The sequence below is a fragment of the Nonomuraea sp. NPDC003804 genome (assembly GCF_040610675.1).
Classification (GTDB): Bacteria; Actinomycetota; Actinomycetes; order Streptosporangiales; family Streptosporangiaceae; genus Nonomuraea.
In genome coordinates this window covers 32,945-50,849 of record NZ_JBEXMT010000050.1, presented here as the reverse complement: position 1 = coordinate 50,849, position 17,905 = coordinate 32,945, and the positions used below count along the sequence as shown (strand labels likewise).

The window sequence follows — 17,905 nt, the reverse complement described above, 5'->3', positions numbered from 1 at the left end:
GAAGATCTGCCCCGGATGACCCGTCGGGACCGGATCGAGATGAGCGTCCAGCAGGTGAACCTCGACACCGGGGATCGGCGACCCGATCGGCACCGTCAGACCGCCGTCGAGGCTCTCGAGCGTCTGGATGGTCGCCGCGATCGTGGCCTCTGTGGGGCCGTAGCCGTTTACCAGCCGGATATGACGCAGGCGCGCGTCGGAGAGCCATGCCTGGACCGGCCCGGACCCGGCTTTCTCGCCACCGATGAGGACCAGGCGGAGGGATCGGGGAACGGGCGCGCCGGCCACCAATACCCGAACGAGCTGGTGCCAGAACTCCGTGGGCAGGTTCACGACGGTGATCCCCAGCCGGTCGCAGGCGGCCAGCAACTGGGCGGGATCGAGCATCTCGTCGGTGCGCGGCACGAGCGCGGCGCCCGACGTCAGCGTCAGCGCGACGTCCTCGATGCTGGCATCGAAGCTGGTCGACGAGAACTGCAACCACCGATCGTCAGGGCCGACGCCGTACTCCGCTGCCATCGTGGCGGCGTACGCGCCGATGGCAGCGTGGTTGATCATGACGCCTTTGGGTCGCCCGCTGCTTCCGCTGGTGTAGATCAGGTAGGCCAGCTCGGCAGGGTGCGTGACGACAGCCGGTGCGGTCGCTTCCGGCAGCGCCGGCGGAAGCTCGTCCAGGATGAGCGCGCACCGGGCGTCCGCCACGATCTGGGCCGTCCGCTCGGGCGGATAGGCGGGATCGAGCGGTACGTACGCCGCGCCCGCCCGCAGGACACCGAACATCGCCGTGATCAGTTCTGGGCCACGCGGTAACCGCACCCCCACCAGATCACCCGGTCCGACACCGCGAGCCGCCAGCCACCCGGCCAGCGCGCCGGTGGCGGAGTCGAGTTGCCGGTAGGTCAGACAGCGCCCGTCCGCGCCGAGGATCGCGGGCGCGTCCGGGCGGGCGGCGGTCTCGGCGAGAAACATACGGACAATCCCCGGCCGGCTCAGCCTGGTCAATCGCCCCTCCCTGAGTTCGCGATGAAAGAAAGCGACCGGGCCATATCTTTTCGGAATCCCAGGAGAGGAGATAGGGCAGGCAACGGCAGAGGTGTGCCAGGAACCTGGCAGGGATATTCGCGTTTGCTGGCGCGATGACGCCGGTTGGCCGCTACGGGCGTTGCCGAGGGGAAACCGGGGCTGATATCAACAGGGCGTGGGACCGGGGAGTTCCATGCTCAAAAGGAAAGTCGCGGATGCGTACACTTCTGATCGACAACTACGATTCGTATACATTCAACCTCTTTCAGATGTTGGCCGAGGCCAATGGCTGCGAGCCGATCGTCATTCGCAACGACTCCGCGACGTGGCGTGAATTGTCAGCCATGCGGTTCGACAACATCGTGTTGTCTCCCGGTCCGGGCCACCCCGGCCGGCCCGGCGATTTCGGCGTGTGCGCGGAGGTCCTGCGGCAGGCCGACGTTCCCGTGCTCGGCGTGTGCCTGGGGCATCAGGGAATGGCGGCCGTGGCGGGCGGCATGGTCGAGCTCGCGCCCGAGCCGATGCACGGCCGGCTGAGTCGCGTCTGGCACGACGGCCGCGAGCTGTTCGCCGGCGTTCCCGCCGGGTTTCGCGTGGTGCGCTACCACTCCTGGATCGTCTCCGAGCCCCTGCCCGCGTCGTTGGAGGCGGTCGCGTGGACGGCGGACGGGCTGGTGATGGCGTTGCGGCACCGGTTCAGGCCGCAGTGGGGCGTGCAGTTCCACCCGGAGTCCATCGCGACAGAACACGGGATGCGGCTGCTGGAGAACTTCAGGGACCTGAGCCGGCCCGCCGCACCCATCGGCGGCCCGCGCCCGCTTCCCGCCGACGCGAGCAGGCCGGAGGCGGCGCCTCCGCCGTACCGGGCGCACGTGGCGACGTTACCGGAATGGCTGGACCCGGAGACGGTGTTCTCCGCATTGCACGAGACGACCCAGGCGGCGTTCTGGCTGGACAGCAGCCGCGCGGAACCGGGGCAGGCTCGCTTTTCCTTTCTCGGCGCCCATGGCGGACCGCTTTCCCGACTGGTGAAGTACCGCGTCGAACGCAAAGAAGTGCACATTCATTCCGCACAGGGAAAGGAAGTCCAGCAGGGCACGCTCTTCGACTATCTGGATCGCTCTCTGGCGAGGGGCGTGGCTCACGACGAGCTGCCTTTCGATTTCGTCGGCGGATTCGTCGGCTATTTTGGATATGAACTGAAGGCCGACTGCGGCGGTTCTACCAGGCATCGTTCGCCCTATCCTGACGCCTGCCTGGTTTTCGCTGACAGATTCGTCGCATTCGACCACGAAGAGCGACGGGTCTATCTCGTCGCGTTGAGTGAGGACGGCACCGCGGAGGCCGCGCAGACCTGGTTCAGCGAGACCGTCCGGCTGCTGGCGGCGTCGACCCGGCCGACGGAGACGGATCCGCCTCTCCACATCCAGGCGGATCATGTCCAGCCAAGCGTGGGACGGGCGGCCTATCTCGCCGCCGTCCGCGCCTGCCTGGAGGAGATCCGCGGCGGCGAGAGCTACGAGATCTGCCTCACCGGCCGCGTGCGTACTGAGCCGCTCGAAATCCCGTCGCTGGACGTCTACCGCGTCCTGCGGCGGATCAATCCCGCGCCGTACGCCGCGTACCTTCGCTTCGACGAGGTCGAGATTCTCTCCTCCTCCCCCGAGCGGTTCCTGCGCGTCGACGGGCAGCGCTGGATCGAATCGAAACCGATCAAGGGAACCTTGCCCCGCGCCGCCGACGCCCAGACCGACCTGGACAACGCGCGGGCGCTGACCCTGGACGAGAAGACCAGGGCGGAGAACCTGATGATCGTCGATCTGGTCCGCAACGACCTGGGCAGAGTCAGCGCGATCGGAACCGTCCACGTGCCCGAGCTCATGGGTGTGGAGAGCTACGAAACCGTTCACCAGCTCGTCTCCACCATCCGCGGCCGGCTGCGCCCCGAGCTCACCTCGGTCGACGCTCTGCGGGCGGCGTTCCCGGCCGGCTCGATGACCGGCGCGCCCAAGCTGCGCACCATGCAGATCATCGACCGGCTGGAGGACAGCGCCCGCGGAGTGTACGCGGGCTCCATCGGATTCCTGTCACTCAACGGCACAGCCGACCTCTCCGTCGTCATCCGCACCGTGGTGGCCGACCCCGCAGGGACCACCATCGGCACCGGCGGCGCCATCGTCGCCCAGTCCGACCCCGACGCCGAATACGACGAGGCCGTACTGAAAGCCACGGCGCCGGCCAGGGCGATGGCCATCGCCAGGCACCACCGGGACAACACCACGACATACGCGGAAGCGAGGCACGCGTGAGCTGGTCGGTACGCCACGTCACCCCAGAGGACATCCCCTATCTCGTGGCCGCGGTGCTGAACCTGGTCGGCGAGCTCCGCGGCGAGCCGGCGGTGATCCCGCAGGCCTCGCAGGCGGCCCATGACCTGGTCGGCGACGAGGAGGCCGGACTGGCGCTGATGGCGGTGGACGACGAAGGGCAGCCGCTGGGAGTTGCCACGGCCAGCTACCAGCTCGCCGTACGCACCGGCGGACCATACGCCATCATCCAGGAGCTCTGGGTCGATCCTGGCGCGCGTGGCCGCGGGGTGGCAGGCGCCCTCATCTCCGCCCTGTGCGACAAGGCCAGAGCGCGCGGCTGCACCGTCGTCGAGGTGGGCCTGCCCCGGTCGAGCTCGGCGCCCTTCGCGACCGCCCATCGGAGCTATCTGTCCTGGGGCTTTCAGGACCTGGGGCTGCGCATGAGGAAGGTGATCACCGATGCTGATGGTTGAGCAGAGGGGCGCGCCTCCCGCCCAGCCCTGGACCCTGAACAGGGAGGGCGGGCGGACAGCCGGCGCCGAGGACGACGGGCGCACCGCGGAGATCGCCGACGGACTGAGGCGCTCGGGCTGGGGCACGGCCGCGGCCGGCGCCTCCGACGACGACCTGGACGAGGTCCTGTCCGCCGTCCACACCCCGCACTACCTCCGCTACCTGGAAACGACCAGCGCCGAGCTGCCCGAGGGCGAATACCTCGTCCCCGACAATCGCGCCGCACCCGGCGTGGTGCAGGACACCCCGCTGCAGACAGGCACCTACCAGGCCGCCTGGGAAGGCGCCCGGACGGCGCTGACGGCCGCCGCGCTCGTCGCCCAGGGCAGGCAGGCTGCCTATGCTCTCTGCCGGCCGCCTGGTCACCACGCGGGTCCCGACTGGTTGGGCGGCTACTGCTTCCTGAACAACGCCGCCGTCGCCGTCGAAGCCCTGGCCAGGCATGGCCGCAGCCCCGGCGTACTGGATCTCGACTTCCACATCGGCAACGGGACCGCGGCCATTCTCGCCCGGCATTCCCGGCGCCCGTACGCGTCCATCCACGCTGCCACGTCGGAGCACTACCCGTGGACCGACGACCTCGCAGGGGTCTCCGCCGACCTCTGCTTCGACATGACGGAGCCGCCGTCCGAGCAGGAGTACGTGACCGCGGTCGCCGAGCTGGTGCGGCGCCTGACCGACGGGGGCACGGACGCGCTGGTCCTCTCCCTCGGCTTCGACACCCTGGCCGGCGATCCGCACGGCGGCTGGACCCTGTCGCCGCGGGTGTACGGCCTGGTGGCAGCGGCCGTCGCCGCCCCCGGCTGGCCGATCTGCATCGTGCAGGAGGGCGGATACCGGCGCGGCTTCCTGAGCGAATGCGCTGCGGAATTCGGACGAGGACTATCCGGCGATCTGACCAGAAAGCGTGGTGCCCATGGATGAGCTGACCCGACTGCGCGAGCGCATCGACGTGCTCGATGAGGAGATCGCCACCCGGCTCGCCCAGCGGTTCGAGGTGGTCAGGAGGGTCGGCGAGCTGAAGCGCGCGGAGTCCATCCCCATGATGCAGGTCGACCGGATCGCGCACGTGCACGAGCACTACCGGGCACGCGGCGCGGAACAGGGCACGCCGCCCGCCTTCACCCAGGCCTTCGTCGACCTCCTGCTCCAGGCCACCTGCGGGCTCGAAGACACGATCATCGACGCTGCACGGGAGATCAGGTGACCACCTTCGTCACCCTCGGTCCAGAAGGGACCGACCACGAGTACACGCTCCGCCGATATCTGACCTTCCAGGGCATCCCGGAGGCGAAGATCCTCCTGGTGGACGACCTGCTCGACGGTCTGGAAACCGTACGGAGCACCGAGGACTGCTTCCTGCTGCAGAACACGGCCCACCCCGACGTCGCGGCCGTGACCGAACGGTACTGGGCCGAGGTCAGGGTCGTGGACTGCTTCGTCGCCCCGACCAAACCGATGGCGGTCCTCCGCCGCGCGGACGTTCCCGTCCCCCGTACCCTCGCGGTCATGCCGGCCACGGTCGGCTACCTGCGTCCAGGCGAATGGCCGGAACTGATCTCCGTACGCGCCAAGCCGCTGATCGGCCAGGGCCTGCTGACCGGCCGGTACGAGGCGGGGCTCACCCACCTGTCATGGGCGAGCGAGCACCCGGACCGGTTGGTCGTGATCGAACGCATCGGACCCGTCGACACCGGCTGGCTGGTCTACGGGCGGGCAAAGGAGTACCGCGACGAGCTGACCGGACTCGTCCGCCCCGACCTCTACGCGAGCACGCGGTCATGAGCCCCGACGACGCGCTGGTATGGCGCGACGGCACCGTCAAGCACTCCTCCGAGGCGACCGTGCCCATCATGAGCCACGCCCTGCATTACGGCACCACCGTCTTCGAAGGGCTGCGCGCCTATGACGGGCGGCTCGGCTGCGCGCTCTTCCGGCTGGACGATCATCTCGACCGGCTGCGGCGCTCCGCTGAGGCGTACGGCATGCGGCTGCCGCTGTCGCGGGATTCCCTGCGTACGGCGGTGCACGAGGTGGTGCGCGCGCACGGCGGCGGAGACCTGTACGTGCGTCCGATGGTCTTCAGAGGGCCTGGATCCATGGCACTGGACAGCACAGGGAGCACCCTCGAGGTGGCCGTCGCCGCCTGGCGGCTCGACCACTACTTCGCCGGCTCGCACGGCGTGCGCGTCACCGTGTCGCCGTGGGCGCGGATCTCCCCCTCGTCACTCGTGCCGCGCGCCAAGGCCGCCGGCCACTATCTGAACTCCCTGCTGGCCAAGACCGAGGCCACCGACCGAGGCTACGACGAAGCGATCATGCTCGACGAGCGCGGGCTCGTCTGCGAGGCCAGCGCCATGAACGTCTTCGTGGTCCATGGCGGCCGCCTGCTGACCCCCATCGCGGACGACCACCTGCTGGACGGGATGACCCGCGACACGATCCGCACGATCGCGACCGACCTCGGCATCGAAACCGCCGAACAGCCGCTGCGCCCCGCCGACCTCCACCAGGCGGACGAGATCCTGCTCACCGGGACAGGCGCCCGCATCGTGCCGGTCGGGCAACTGGACGACTCCGCCTTCCACGCGCCGGGGCCGGTGACCGCGGCCCTGACAGAACGCTTCGAGGACGTGGTTCGCGGCCGCGTACCGGAACACCACGGCTGGCTCGACCCGGTCGGCCACGTCAGAGCGGGTGCGCGGTGAACGGCTCGGCCGAGCGGCCGCTGCGGATCGCGCTCATCTCCCCGGTCTGGCAGCGCACCCCTCCTGTCGCGTACGGCGCGACCGAGCTGATGGTCAGCGTCCTCACCGAGGAACTGGTACGCCGGGGGCACGACGTGACCCTGTACGCGCCCGGCGATGCTGTGACCAAGGCCCGGCTGCGAAGCTTCCTCCCGCAGGCTCCCGGCTGGGAGAAATCCCTGGAGGATCCGACCCTCGAACTCCACCACGTGGTGCACGCCTATCGGGACGCCGGGGAATTCGACGTCATCCACGATCACACCGACCCCTTCGGCCCGGCGATCGGGGCGTTCGCCGCCATCACCCGGCCCGTCGTGCACACCGTGCACTCCACGCCCGCGGAAGAACCCCTCAGGTCGCTGTACCGCATGATCCATGAGCGGGTGGGCCTGGTGGCCCTGAGTGCGGCCCAGCGCGCGACCACCCCGGAGCTGAGGTATGCCCAGGTCATCCACCACGGGCTCCCAATCGAGGAGTTCCGCTTTCGGCCGCGCAAGGGCGACTACGCGCTGTTCGTCGGGCGGATGATGAACGGCAAGGGTGTCGACCTGGCCATCCGCGCCGCCAGGAAGGCCGGGCTGCGGCTGCTCATCGCCACCAAGGAGGTGCAGTTCGGGTACGAGGCCCGCTACCTGCGCGACAAGGTGAAGCCCTTGCTCGGCGACGACGTGGAACTGGTCGGCGAGGTGGGCTTCGAGGCCAAGGTCGAACTGTACGGGAACGCGCGCTGCACGCTCGTCCCGACCAACTGGGACGAGCCCTTCGGCCTGACCGTCGTCGAGTCTCTGGCATGCGGCACACCGGTCGTCGGACTGCGCAGAGGAGCGACGGCCGAGATCGTCGAGCACGGCGTGACGGGCTTTCTGGCCGCGGACGTGGACGGACTCGCCCACTTCGCCGGGCGGACGGCGGCGATCTCGCCGGCCGCCTGCAGAAGAGCCGCGGAAGAGAGGTATTCGGCCGCGCTGATGGCCCAGCGCTATGAGGCGCTCTACCGCCGGATGATCGCCGCCCACGAGGAGAGGTGACATGTTCGAGCTCTCCGAGACGCTAACGTATGTGGTCAATCTGCGCAGGCGGCCCGACCGGCGAGCACGGATGCGGCGCATCCTGCCGCCGGAAATGACGGTGATATTCACTTCTGATTGGGCAGGGCCCTTCGATGGGCACAGCCTTTCTCCCGAGCTGCTCGACCGCCATTCCGTGTCGCCTTTCCCGTGGCAGGTCGAGTCGGCCAACCCCTGGTGGAACCGGCCGCTCAAGCTCGGCGAAATCGGTTGCAGCCTCAGCCATCTCGCCTGCTGGCGCCACGCGCTGACCACCGACAAGACGTATGCGATGGTTCTTGAGGACGACGCCGTCCTGGCCGACGGCTTCGTCGACCGACTGACGGCGGCCACGGCCACGCTGAGCAGTGCCGACGGGATCGGCCTTGTTTATCTCGGCCGTGTTCCGCTGGAGCAGGACAGGCCGTATCTGCCGGGAATGGTCAGCCCGGGTTACAGTCACTGCACATATGGGTACATCCTGAGCCGCCCGGCGATCACTGCACTTCTGGCGGCGGAACTGGAAAAGGCCATCATCCCTATCGATGAGTTCTTGCCCGCCATGTATATGGACCATCCTCGCATGGACGTCCGGGCGAGATTCCCTCGGCGGATTTCCGCGCTCGCCTGCGACCCCTCGTTGGTGGAACAGCTTCCCAAGGAGGAGGCGGGAAGCGATACGGAAGATTCGGGGTTCTTGCCGTCTCCAGCGGCCCTGAACTGGAAAAACGGGGGTTCTTGACAAGATCCAAAGCGCCTGTCTAGCATCCTCCCAGGGTCAATGAAATAGCACATTGCACATGAATATGGAGGCTCATTTGCGCGAGCTCCTGTATCTCGAACTAGGTTTCAGCGATTACGCGTCCTACGGGGCGGCACTCGCCCTTTCCCAGGGCCGGCCCATTCGACTGGCGGCCCAGTATCCCGACAAGAGCCTGGACTTCGAATTCCAGACGAACCCCAAACCGCTGGCCATGGAGTTGGACCTGATCCACCGATTCAGCGGTGTCGACGCGGTCAGCACCATGAGCCTGCCTGATTTGCTGGCGCGCTATTCAGGGCGCGATCTTCTGGGTGTGATCTCCTACAGCGACGCGCACATCATGAACGCCGCCCTGCTCGCCCAGCACCTGGGCCTTCCATGCGCCGACCCCACAGGCATCGAGAACTGCATTTTCAAGGACCGCGCCCGGGAAATGACCAACCCGCTCGGCCATCCGGTCGCCTACGCCGTACGGGTCGCGGAGAACGCCGGGCAGACCTCCCCCGTCGGCTACCCGTGCGTCGTGAAGCCGGTGGTGGGACGGGCCAGCTACGGCGTGTCCGTGTGCTACGACGACGCGGGCTACGTCGCCGCCGTGGACGAGGCGATCATCTACTACCGGGCGACCAGCGGCGGTGCCGAGAGCGTCCCCTCGATCCTGGTGGAGGAGTACGTAGACGGGCCCGAATACAGCGGCGAACTGATCTGGGACGACCTCGAGGGATGCTGGCGATTGCTGGGCGTGACCAACACCGCCCTGATGACCCCGCCCCCTGTCCGCAGGGAGATCGGGCACATCTTCCCGTGGAGCTTCGGGCCCGAACTCGACCGCACCGTCGAGGAGACCCTCATCGCCTGGCTGAACGCCGTCGGGCACCGCAGGGGCGCCGCCCACATCGAGTTCAAGGTGGTGGCGAACCGGCCGGCGCTCATCGAGATCAACCCGCGCCTGCCAGGGGGCGGGCTCAGAAGGCTGATCCAGCTGGCCACGGGGTTCGACGTCGTCGACGCCTATCAGCGGATCTACCTCGGCGAGCCGCAACCATGGCCGGGGCCGCTCCCCCACCACGGCTACTCCGTGCTGCGAGATCTGCTCACCGAGCGAAGCGGGCGCGTCAAGCGGATCACAGAGCCCGCCGTCACCGCCCCGGCCGTCGTCGAAACCGCGACCCGCGACCCCGAACGGCTCCCTCCGCTGCCGCGCGACTCCCACCTCGCCTACGCGATCTCTCTGGCGCCCACCCCGGAAGCCGCCCTGCACGCGGCCTCCACGCACGTCGAAGCCATTCACGTGGAGTACGCCGACGGGCAATGACGCGCCCACGGCACAAAGACAGAAGGGCCGGCACGTGACAGACGCAGAAGCGGAGATGACCCGCGTGGTCATGGAAATCTGGGAAGACACCCTGCGCAGGACCGACCTCCGCGCGGAGGATGACTTCTTCGAGCTGGGCGGCGACTCGATGGACGCGGCCAGAACGCTGGCGGCCCTGCGGAAGCGGACGGGCGCCCTCATCAGCCTGAGCGAGATGTTCCAGACGCCGACCTGCGAAGGCATCGGCAGGCTCATATCAGAACGGGTCAACGGAGATTCGTGAAATCGCATCACCCGGCAGGCCCCTCGTACGCCTGCGTGCCAGGAGGAAGAGTGACAGAGAACGAGGCGACCACCCGTTACAAGGTCGTTTTCAACGACGAGCAGCAATACTCCATCTGGCCGGCCGAACGGGTGAACCCGTCAGGCTGGCACGACGAGGGCACCAGCGGCTCGAAAAGCGAATGCCTCGACAGAATCGAAGTGGTCTGGACGGACATGCGCCCGCTGAGCCTGCGCATCGCGATGGGTCAGCAGCATTCATGACCGTTCTCATGCACGACCTGGACGACCTCATCGCGACCAGGCAGCACAGCGTCACCGTGATCGACTCCGTACCCGCCGCGGCCCGCGGGATGGCCTCGCTGCTCCGCGCCCAAGGCTACGAAGTTCAGGAACATTCCACGATTCCCCAGTCGGCCGGCGAAGACGCCGACCCCCTTCTCCTCGCCCTGCGAGACAGCGCCGACTGGGATTTCCTCCTGCACTGTTCCAGGGCGGCCAAGAACCGCTGCATCGTCGCGGTTCTGGTCGATCCCGACCCGGCCACCTACAGCCGAGCCCTTCGCTGCGGCGCCCGGTCGGCGGTCGATCATCGGGCGCCGGTCGAGGAAATCGCCCGGGTGCTCGAAGCAGCGCTGAAGGACTACACGCTGTTTCCGGCCCCCATCGCATCAGAACTCGCCGAGAACCGCCGGTGCGGCCCGCCGCCCGGCATCGAGCTCAGCTCCATGGAGCTGGAATGGATAGCGGCGCTCGCCGGCGGATCGACCATCGCGGAACTCGCCTTGAGGGCCTGCTATTCGCAGCGGGAGATGTACCGTTCGCTGCGCGAGCTGTACGACCGGATGGGCGCGCGCAACCGGACGGAAGCGGTGGTGATGGCCGCACGCTGGGGGCTCTTCGAATTCACGCCTCGGGGGGTGGCCCGCAAGCGCGCCGGCTAGTCGCAGCCCAGAGGAACGCCATCGGACGGGCAGTCCCGCCACCGCCCGTCCGATGATCAATCGCGCGCATGGCCGCCTTTCTTGGACCGTTCGAACGCCTCATCCACGACCTGCCACCATCGTGAAGATCACCAACAGCATCCGGGGAAAGCATCAGAGCCACAATCGCGTAGCCCGATCACGTGGTCGGGAGCCGCCGAGGTAGGTGTGCACCTCTGGCGAGGCGAGCAGCTCGATGAACGTTGCACGGTCCCGCGCCTCCGGCTCACGGAGCACCAGCCGCTCGGTCCTGATCAGCTCAGGCGGCCAAGCCACATGTCCTAGATCTGACATGCGCGCAGGCTAACAAGACCCAGACGATCGCCGCCGCACCCCAGCTGATCCACCGTTGGAAGACCGCTGACGCCTACGCCGCGGCGATACTCAATGCCGCATCGACGCAGCGGGTTCGTCGAAGACCATGGTGTGCCCGAGTGGCCAGCCGGGGTCGCCGGTGCGGGCGAAGCGCACCCAGGCGGCGTGCATCGCGTCGGCCACGGCCTGCGGCGCGCCTGGCCCTGCGGTGCGTTCGACGCCGGGCGCGTCGAGCACGTCGAAGACGAAGGGCAGGTCGAGGTTGTGCACCGCGCCCACCCGTCCGCCGCCGACCGGGCTCTCGACGGGCGACTCCCACCGGAACTCGTAGGCGTAGGCGGGCCTGGCCTCCCGGATCCAGCGCGTCTCGCGGGTGAACAGGTGCTGGGTGAAGGCCCGTCCGACGCGCTCGGCGGGTGTGAGGCCGGGTTCGTCGACCTGGACGCCGAGGTGGTCGAGCGCGGCCTGCGCGGCGGCCTCGTCGAGGTCGGCGGCGAGGCGGCGGACGAACACGTCGGCCTCCTGGGAGGTGCAGCCGACCAGCAGTGGAAGGTGCCCGCTCGCGCCCGCGCGCAGGGCGGCCAGCGGGACGGCCGGGATCAGGTCGCCGTCGACGACCGGCTTGACCGGCACCGACTCGTTCAGCCCGCCGGAGTCGCCGGTCAGCGGCGGCGGCTGTTCGGCGACGAGCGTCTCGGGGGACAGCCCGGCGAAGGAGGACCTGGTCGGGTCGATCCGCAGCCGGGCGGCGAGCGTCCTGGCGTAGTCGCGCGCCTCCTGCTCGGTGGCGACCAGGTTGGCCGAGCCGCTCATCACGATCGCGCGCCGGAACAGCCCTTCGGCGCGGGGCATCGTCAGCAGGGTGGCGACGGCGGCGGCGCCCGCCGACTGCCCGGCGATCGTCACGTTGCCGGGGTCGCCGCCGAAGGCCGCGATGTTGTCGTGTACCCATTCCAGCGCGGCCAGCCAGTCGAGGACACCCCGGTTGAGCGGGGCGTCCTCCAGGGCCAGGAAGCCCTCGAAGCCGAGCCGGTAGTTGATGGCCACGCAGACCACGCCGTCGCGGGCGAAGCGGGGGCCCTGGTGCCAGGCCGCCCCGTTGCCGCCGATGGAGAACCCGCCGCCGTGGATCCAGACCAGGACGGGCAGCCCGGCCCGGCCGGTCTCAGGGGTGCGCACGTCGAGGTTGAGGCAGTCCTCGCCGACCTCGAAGACGTCGGGCGCGTACAGGCCGATGTCCTCGCCGGCGGCCTGCGGGGCGGCAGGACCCCGTGTGACGGCGGGCCGTACGCCGTCCCACGCGGGTGGCGGGACGGGCGCGCCGAAGCGGTGCTCGCCGAAGGGCGGGGCGGCGTACGGCACGCCGAGGAAGGCGAGCACGCCCTCCTCGGCCCTGCCCTCGACCAGCCCGCAAGTGGTTCGCACGATCATGCGCGGCGCCATCCGGCCGTCCCTTCGACGATTCTGATCGCCGCCCGGGTGAGCGGCTCGAGGCTGGCCTCGTGCACCTTGTCGAGGGTGTCGGCCGAGTCGAACAGGTACATGGGAGCCGACAGGAAGTGCACGAGCGGCACCCCTTCGGGGTGGAAGAAGGCCCCGTCGGTGGGCGGCATCGGGGAGAACACGTCCGGCGGCAGCACGAACGAGCGTCTCAGGTCCTCCGCGACGAGGGCCGCCGCCACCAGGCTCTCCAGCTCCGGCTTCCTGGTGGTGAACCACCAGCCGGGTTCGGGGTCGCCGGTGGGCACCAGTTCGCCGTCCACGACCACGCACCGCCGGGCGGCGTGCTCCAGGTGGAGCTGGAGTACCACGTCGCCCAGCAGGCCGCGGTTCTCCTCGATGAAGGCCCGGGTGCCCGCGGCGTGCGCCATGTGACCTGCGGTCAGCAGGAAGATCAGGTTGTGCGGCCGGTCCCGTTCGGGCACGCCCGCCCAGTACTGGGCGGCGGCCAGCACCAGCGCGATCCCCGAGGCGTCCTCGACGGCCGAGGCCCAGGGCGCGTCGTGGTGCGAGCCGATGATCACCCACTGGCCGGAGCGGCCGGTGAGCGTGCCGATCACGTTGTGCGAGACGGCCGGGCCCGTCTCCGACTCGACGGTGAGCGTGCCCGTGCAGGGGCCCTCGTCGACCAGGTCGAGCACCCGCCGCGAGTCGCCGCCCGACAGCCAGACGGCCGGCAGGTCGCGGTGCACGGCGTCGTAGGGCACGTAGTAGTCGCGTGTCTCCCACGGCACCCCGGTCAGCGCCCCCGCGAAGGCGGCGGCGCCGCCGTCCATGACGCCCTGGATGACGTCGAGGTAGTCGAGCTGGAACGGCAGCGTCTGGACCAGCTCGTCGAAGACGCCCTCGGGGTCGTGCACGGCCGTCGCCCGGTCCCTGAGGTAGGACTGCGGCAGCTCGGTGAAGGTGTACTCGGGCACGACGATCGCGCCCGGCACGACCTCGCGGCTGACCGGCGCGCTCACGGTCGCCTTCGGCATGGTGTACGGCAGGGCGAACGCCGCCACCCGCACGACTCTCGACGGGTCGGCGTCCAGGCGCACCACCAGGTCCGCCGTCACCGGCCGCCAGACGGGCAGCTCGACCGGCGCCAGCCGTACGTCGCCGAGCCCGAACCCGGTGAAGAGCTCGGCGGCCCACGCGGCGGTCCAGTCGTCGGCCGGGTAGCCGGGACGCCTGATGCCCCGCGAGGTGACCGTCTCGATCCACTCCATCATCCGCGCGGTGTCAGGGATCATCGTTTCAGCCCTCCGAAGGTGAGCCCCGCCACGTAGTAACGCTGCAGCGCCACCATCAGGATGAACGGGGGCACGGCGGTGACCAGTGCCGCGGTGGTGGTCAGGTGATAGTTGAAGCCGGCCTCGCTCTGGAAGTTGGCCAGCCCCACCGGCAACGGCCACAGCTCCTGCTCGTTGGCCACGATCAGCGGCCACAGCAGGTTGTCCCACTGCGCCAGGAAATGCACGAGGAACAGGGTGATGAGCGCGGGCTTGAGCAGCGGCACGGCGACGCGCGCGAAGATGCGGAACTCCCCCACGCCGTCGACCCGCGCGGCCAGCAGCAGTTCCTTCGGGATGCCGAGGGCGAACTGCCGCACCAGGAAGACGCCGAACGCGCTGATCATGCCGGGCACCATCATGCCCTGGAAGGTGTTGACCCAGCCGAGCTCCTTCACGATGAGGAAGACGGGGATGACCAGGACCATCGGGGTGAGCGCCAGCGTGCCGACCACCAGCGCGAACAGGACGCGGCGGCCGGGGAAGGACAGCTGGGCCATCGCGTATCCCGCGGCGGCCGAGAAGATCACGTCCAGGACGCCGGTGCCGACGCACAGGATGAGGCTGTTGCGCAGGTAGGTGGGCAGGTTGCCCTCGCCGAACAGCAGCCTGATGTTCTCGGGCAGGTGGAAGCCGTTGAAGACCAGCCCGCGCAGGTCGGTGTCGTCGGGCGCCGAGGCGACGACGAGCATGGCGTAGACCGGCAGCAGCATGAACCCGACCGCGACGATCAGCCAGACGGTGCGCAGGATGGTTCCCGCTCTCATTCGTCGCCCCCCTTCAGGAACCCGAACTGCAGCGCCGAGACGATCACCATGGCGACGAGCAGCACCATGCCCATGGCGGCGGCGTAGCCCATGTGCTCGTAGGGGAAGGCGTTGGACCAGATGTAGTACGGCAGCACCTGGGTGGCGTCGGCGGGCCCGCCGCCGGTGAGCAGGAAGGCGGGCACGAACGCCTGCATCGATCCGGCCACCGAGATGACCAGGACGAACAGCAGGGTCCTGCGCAGCAGCGGAAGCGTGATCCGGGTGAACGTGGTCACCGCCCCTGAGCCGTCGATGGCGGCGGCCTCGTACACCTCGCCGGGCAGCGCCTGCAGCCCGGCGGTCAGGATGATCACGAACAGCCCCATGCTCTTCCAGACGACCATCACGACCAGGGCCCAGATGGCCAGGCCGGAGCTGGTCAGCCAGGACTGCGGATCGATCCCGACCAGGCCGAGGAGGGTGTTGGCCAGGCCGCGGTCGGAGTAGATGATCACCCAGACCATGGACGTGGCGGCGAGCGGCATCACGGCCGGGATCATGACGAGCGCTCTGAGCCGGCGGTTGAGCCGTCCCGGCTTGCTCAGCGGCACGGCCACCAGCAGTGCCAGCACGATCGTCGGGACCACCGTGCAGACCGTGTAGACGACGGTGATCCACGCCGAGTTGAGGAAGCCGGGGTCGGCGAACATGCGCTCGTAGTTGGCGAGGCCGATCCAGTTGGGCGTCCCTGCCATCTCGTAGTCGGTGAAGCTGAGATAGATGGCGGCCAGGAACGGGACGAGCCAGAACACGACGAAGAAGACGGCCACCGGGAGGGTCAGCGCCACGCCCGCCGTGGCCTGGGGCCGGGCGCTGACCCTGCCGAGCACGCTCACAGGACCAGTCGCACGGTGGAGTCGAAGGTCGCCGCGGCCTGGGCGGGGGTCGACTTGCCGTGGGCGACGGAGTCGACGGCGCCGGCCGCGGCCTTCGCCAGTTCGAGGGTGCCGGGGATGATCGGGCCGAAGTCGACATGCGGGAGGCCGTCGGCGACGATCTTCATGATCTCGGACCTGCCGCGCGGCCCGGCGTCGCGCCAGCCCTTGGCCGGGATGATGATGCCGTTGTCGAGGTTGGCGGCCACCGACGGGGCGCCCTGCAGGTAGTTGATGAGGTGCCAGGCGGTGAACTGGTTGGGCGAGTCCTTGGCCACGCCCCAGCCCCAGGTGTAGGCGGGAACAACGGGCGGGCCGCCGGCCCAGGTGGGCATGGGCGCGACGCCGTACTGCTTGCCGAAGGTGAGCTTGTCCTTGCCCAGCTTCTCCAGCGCGGGGCCGAGGAAGGCGCCGCTGACGACCATGGCGGCCTCGCCGGAGTAGAACAGGCCGAGCGCGCCCAGCGGGTTGGAGAGCTTGGGGTTGCCGATCCCCGACATGTACGTCAGGGCGTTGAGGCCCTGCTCGGTGGACAGCGACGCCTTCGTGCCGCCCGCCGTGACGAGTTCGCCGCCCTTGCCCCTGACGAGGGCGGTCAGCGTCATGAGGGCCCACTGCGGATCGCCGTAGAGCCACTGCAGGCCGACTCGCCTGCGGTCCTCGGAGGTGAGCTTGGCGCTGTACTCGGCGACCTCCTCCCAGGTCGCCGGGGGCTTGCCGGGGTCGAGTCCGGCCTCCTCGAACCGGTCCTTGCGGTAGTAGAGCATGCAGGGGTTGAAGTCGATGGGCACGCCGTAGGGCACGTCCTGGTAGGTGAGCGGGGTGGTCGTGCCCGGCTCGTAGTTCTGTAGCGAGAGCGCCTTGGTGTCGACCGGCGCGAGCCGCTTCTTCCTGGCGTGCGCGGGGAAGCTCCAGTGGCCGATCTTGAAGACGTCAGGCGGGGCGCCGCCGCTGAAGGCGGTCAGCAGTTTGGCGTCGAGCTGGCCCACGGGCAGGTGGAGCAGCTTCACGTCGACCTTGAACTCGGCGATGTAGCGGTGCACGAGCTCCTGGAACTGCGGGCCGGTGTCCTGCGAGCCGTGCAGCCAGACGGTGACCTCGCCGTGCGGCCTGCCGTCCGCGGCCTGCCGCCGAGGCTGGTCCTTGCCGCATCCGGCGAGCAGGGTGAGCGCGCCGGCGGCGAGTAGCCCACGCCGCGTCGGATCCGCCATGGTGGTTCTCCTAGGTGAGGTTCTTGAGGGCCTGGTTCTGCCAGGCGGTGTTGGTAAGGAGCTCGGCGGTGCCGCCGGCGAACGCCCCGCGGGCCTGGGTGTCGGCCTGGAGGCGGTACCTCAGCCAGGCGGTCACGTAGCCGAGGAAGGCGCCGCCGGTGTTCTGGATGTCGTTGTGCCCTGCGCCCTTGAGCAGCGCTCTGCCCGCTCCGGCGGTGGCCTGGTCGTAGTAGCCCTGCACGGTCGCGGCCGAGGAGATCAGCCAGTCGTTCGCGCCGCTGAGGAAGAGCACCGGGCAGGTCAGGTCGGCGACGGAGAACTCGTCTCCCGGGCCGGCCATCCACTGCGCGGGCACGGCGATCGGCACGACGGTCTTGATCAGCCCGGCGGAGTCGTTGGCCGCGTTGATGGATCCGCCCGCGCCCTGGGAGTGGCCGGCGGCGGCGACCTGGGCGGTGTTCAGCTTGCCGTGGAAGACGCCGGCGGGGTCGGTGTTGAGGCTGATGAGGTGCTGGGCGGCGGCGAGGATCTCGGCGCCGGTGCCCGTGGTCGTGTCGGTGGAGGCGACCACCGCGAAGCCCCACGAGGCGAGGTGGTTGAGCAGCCCCGGATAGTCGTCGGGGGTGGCCCACGAGCCGTTGCCCCAGGTGACGATCGGGTGCGTGACGCCGCCCGAGCCCAGGGTGGAAGGGTAGTAGAGCCGGTGGCCGCCCGAGGTGCCGGTGGCGACCGGCCACGGACCCGCCGCCTGGTAGATCGTCTCGATGGTGGAGGCGGCGTTGGCCTCGGTGGTCCACGACAGGAATTCGGCCGGCATGAGGCCGAGTGCCCCTGCCCGTAACGCCTGCCGGCGGGTGAAGTTCTCCATGGTCACCTCGTAGGCTATTTGGAGACGTGAACGTCTCCTAAGAGAGGGAAGTACGATCGGGGAGCGATG

General features: G+C 69.2%; 19 protein-coding genes. 12 read left to right on the top strand and 7 right to left on the bottom strand.

Features of this window, described 5'->3' with window-relative positions:
- On the bottom strand, positions 1 to 969 hold a 969-nt coding region (locus ABZX22_RS42580; RefSeq protein WP_354922175.1), incomplete at its 3' end, for an AMP-binding protein.
- Between the two features lie 269 nt (positions 970 to 1,238).
- On the opposite strand from ABZX22_RS42580, the gene pabB reads away from it, so the two are divergent.
- The 12 genes from pabB (at position 1,239) to ABZX22_RS42520 (ending at position 10,942) form a co-directional block, all read left to right on the top strand.
- A complete protein-coding gene (gene pabB, locus ABZX22_RS42575; RefSeq protein ID WP_354922172.1) occupies positions 1,239 to 3,332 on the top strand; it encodes an aminodeoxychorismate synthase component I in 2,094 nt (697 codons plus the stop codon).
- Entirely contained in the window at positions 3,329 to 3,805 is a 477-nt protein-coding gene (locus ABZX22_RS42570) for a GNAT family N-acetyltransferase (protein ID WP_354922169.1), read from the top strand. Before pabB ends, ABZX22_RS42570 begins: the two co-directional genes overlap by 4 nt.
- Complete coding sequence (locus ABZX22_RS42565) at positions 3,792 to 4,769, top strand: hypothetical protein (RefSeq protein ID WP_354922167.1); 978 nt, start codon at positions 3,792 to 3,794, stop codon at positions 4,767 to 4,769. Before ABZX22_RS42570 ends, ABZX22_RS42565 begins: the two co-directional genes overlap by 14 nt.
- Positions 4,762 to 5,052, top strand: a complete 291-nt coding sequence (locus tag ABZX22_RS42560) for a chorismate mutase (RefSeq protein WP_354922164.1) — start codon at positions 4,762 to 4,764, stop codon at positions 5,050 to 5,052. The genes ABZX22_RS42565 and ABZX22_RS42560 overlap by 8 nt, the downstream gene beginning before the upstream one ends.
- Entirely contained in the window at positions 5,049 to 5,630 is a 582-nt protein-coding gene (locus tag ABZX22_RS42555) for a hypothetical protein (protein ID WP_354922161.1), read from the top strand. Before ABZX22_RS42560 ends, ABZX22_RS42555 begins: the two co-directional genes overlap by 4 nt.
- Entirely contained in the window at positions 5,627 to 6,553 is a 927-nt protein-coding gene (locus tag ABZX22_RS42550) for a branched-chain amino acid transaminase (RefSeq protein ID WP_354922158.1), read from the top strand. The genes ABZX22_RS42555 and ABZX22_RS42550 overlap by 4 nt, the downstream gene beginning before the upstream one ends.
- The gene (locus tag ABZX22_RS42545; RefSeq protein WP_354922155.1) at positions 6,550 to 7,620 is read left to right on the top strand and encodes a glycosyltransferase family 4 protein; all 1,071 of its coding nucleotides are present in this window, start codon (positions 6,550 to 6,552) and stop codon (positions 7,618 to 7,620) included. The genes ABZX22_RS42550 and ABZX22_RS42545 overlap by 4 nt, the downstream gene beginning before the upstream one ends.
- 1 nt (position 7,621) lies before the next feature.
- Positions 7,622 to 8,380 (top strand): glycosyltransferase family 25 protein, encoded by a 759-nt coding sequence (locus ABZX22_RS42540; RefSeq protein WP_354922152.1) that lies wholly within the window; start codon positions 7,622 to 7,624, stop codon positions 8,378 to 8,380.
- Positions 8,381 to 8,456: 76 nt separating this feature from the next.
- Positions 8,457 to 9,716: an ATP-grasp domain-containing protein gene (locus tag ABZX22_RS42535; protein WP_354922149.1), complete on the top strand. Its 1,260-nt coding sequence runs from the start codon at positions 8,457 to 8,459 to the stop codon at positions 9,714 to 9,716.
- 55 nt (positions 9,717 to 9,771) lie between these two features.
- The gene (locus tag ABZX22_RS42530) at positions 9,772 to 9,999 is read left to right on the top strand and encodes a phosphopantetheine-binding protein (protein WP_354922146.1); all 228 of its coding nucleotides are present in this window, start codon (positions 9,772 to 9,774) and stop codon (positions 9,997 to 9,999) included.
- Positions 10,000 to 10,049: 50 nt separating this feature from the next.
- Positions 10,050 to 10,262 (top strand): MbtH family NRPS accessory protein, encoded by a 213-nt coding sequence (locus ABZX22_RS42525; RefSeq protein ID WP_354922143.1) that lies wholly within the window; start codon positions 10,050 to 10,052, stop codon positions 10,260 to 10,262.
- Positions 10,259 to 10,942: a hypothetical protein gene (locus ABZX22_RS42520; protein ID WP_354922140.1), complete on the top strand. Its 684-nt coding sequence runs from the start codon at positions 10,259 to 10,261 to the stop codon at positions 10,940 to 10,942. The genes ABZX22_RS42525 and ABZX22_RS42520 overlap by 4 nt, the downstream gene beginning before the upstream one ends.
- 423 nt (positions 10,943 to 11,365) lie before the next feature.
- On the opposite strand, the gene ABZX22_RS42515 is transcribed toward ABZX22_RS42520, so the two are convergent.
- From ABZX22_RS42515 to ABZX22_RS42490, 6 genes are read right to left on the bottom strand one after another with little or no spacing between them, the layout of a single operon-like run.
- Entirely contained in the window at positions 11,366 to 12,727 is a 1,362-nt protein-coding gene (locus ABZX22_RS42515; RefSeq protein ID WP_354922137.1) for a carboxylesterase family protein, read from the bottom strand.
- Entirely contained in the window at positions 12,724 to 14,034 is a 1,311-nt protein-coding gene (locus ABZX22_RS42510) for a M28 family peptidase (RefSeq protein WP_354922134.1), read from the bottom strand. Before ABZX22_RS42510 ends, ABZX22_RS42515 begins: the two co-directional genes overlap by 4 nt.
- The gene (locus tag ABZX22_RS42505) at positions 14,031 to 14,840 is read right to left on the bottom strand and encodes a carbohydrate ABC transporter permease (protein ID WP_354922131.1); all 810 of its coding nucleotides are present in this window, start codon (positions 14,838 to 14,840) and stop codon (positions 14,031 to 14,033) included. The genes ABZX22_RS42510 and ABZX22_RS42505 overlap by 4 nt, the downstream gene beginning before the upstream one ends.
- Positions 14,837 to 15,718 carry a sugar ABC transporter permease gene (locus tag ABZX22_RS42500; RefSeq protein ID WP_354922129.1) on the bottom strand — a complete coding sequence of 294 codons (882 nt, stop codon included), beginning with the start codon at positions 15,716 to 15,718 and terminating at the stop codon, positions 14,837 to 14,839. The genes ABZX22_RS42505 and ABZX22_RS42500 overlap by 4 nt, the downstream gene beginning before the upstream one ends.
- On the bottom strand, positions 15,715 to 16,968 hold the full coding sequence (locus tag ABZX22_RS42495) for an ABC transporter substrate-binding protein (protein WP_354922126.1): 1,254 nt from the start codon (positions 16,966 to 16,968) through the stop codon (positions 15,715 to 15,717). The genes ABZX22_RS42500 and ABZX22_RS42495 overlap by 4 nt, the downstream gene beginning before the upstream one ends.
- Before the next feature lie 10 nt (positions 16,969 to 16,978).
- Positions 16,979 to 17,836, bottom strand: coding sequence for an alpha/beta hydrolase (locus tag ABZX22_RS42490; RefSeq protein ID WP_354922124.1), 858 nt, complete (start codon positions 17,834 to 17,836; stop codon positions 16,979 to 16,981).
- Positions 17,837 to 17,905 lie beyond the last annotated feature (69 nt).

Bases quoted from the DNA above. Each gene is read 5' to 3' on its own strand.
- pabB (WP_354922172.1), top strand. From the start codon at position 1,239: ATGCGTACACTTCTGATCGACAACTACGATTCGTATACATTCAACCTC.
- ABZX22_RS42565 (WP_354922167.1), top strand. From the start codon at position 3,792: ATGCTGATGGTTGAGCAGAGGGGCGCGCCTCCCGCCCAGCCCTGGACC.
- ABZX22_RS42560 (WP_354922164.1), top strand. From the start codon at position 4,762: ATGGATGAGCTGACCCGACTGCGCGAGCGCATCGACGTGCTCGATGAG.
- ABZX22_RS42550 (WP_354922158.1), top strand. From the start codon at position 5,627: ATGAGCCCCGACGACGCGCTGGTATGGCGCGACGGCACCGTCAAGCAC.
- ABZX22_RS42540 (WP_354922152.1), top strand. From the start codon at position 7,622: ATGTTCGAGCTCTCCGAGACGCTAACGTATGTGGTCAATCTGCGCAGG.
- ABZX22_RS42530 (WP_354922146.1), top strand. From the start codon at position 9,772: ATGACCCGCGTGGTCATGGAAATCTGGGAAGACACCCTGCGCAGGACC.
- ABZX22_RS42520 (WP_354922140.1), top strand. From the start codon at position 10,259: ATGACCGTTCTCATGCACGACCTGGACGACCTCATCGCGACCAGGCAG.
- ABZX22_RS42515 (WP_354922137.1), bottom strand. From the start codon at position 12,727: ATGATCGTGCGAACCACTTGCGGGCTGGTCGAGGGCAGGGCCGAGGAG.
- ABZX22_RS42510 (WP_354922134.1), bottom strand. From the start codon at position 14,034: ATGATCCCTGACACCGCGCGGATGATGGAGTGGATCGAGACGGTCACC.
- ABZX22_RS42505 (WP_354922131.1), bottom strand. From the start codon at position 14,840: ATGAGAGCGGGAACCATCCTGCGCACCGTCTGGCTGATCGTCGCGGTC.
- ABZX22_RS42495 (WP_354922126.1), bottom strand. From the start codon at position 16,968: ATGGCGGATCCGACGCGGCGTGGGCTACTCGCCGCCGGCGCGCTCACC.
- ABZX22_RS42490 (WP_354922124.1), bottom strand. From the start codon at position 17,836: ATGGAGAACTTCACCCGCCGGCAGGCGTTACGGGCAGGGGCACTCGGC.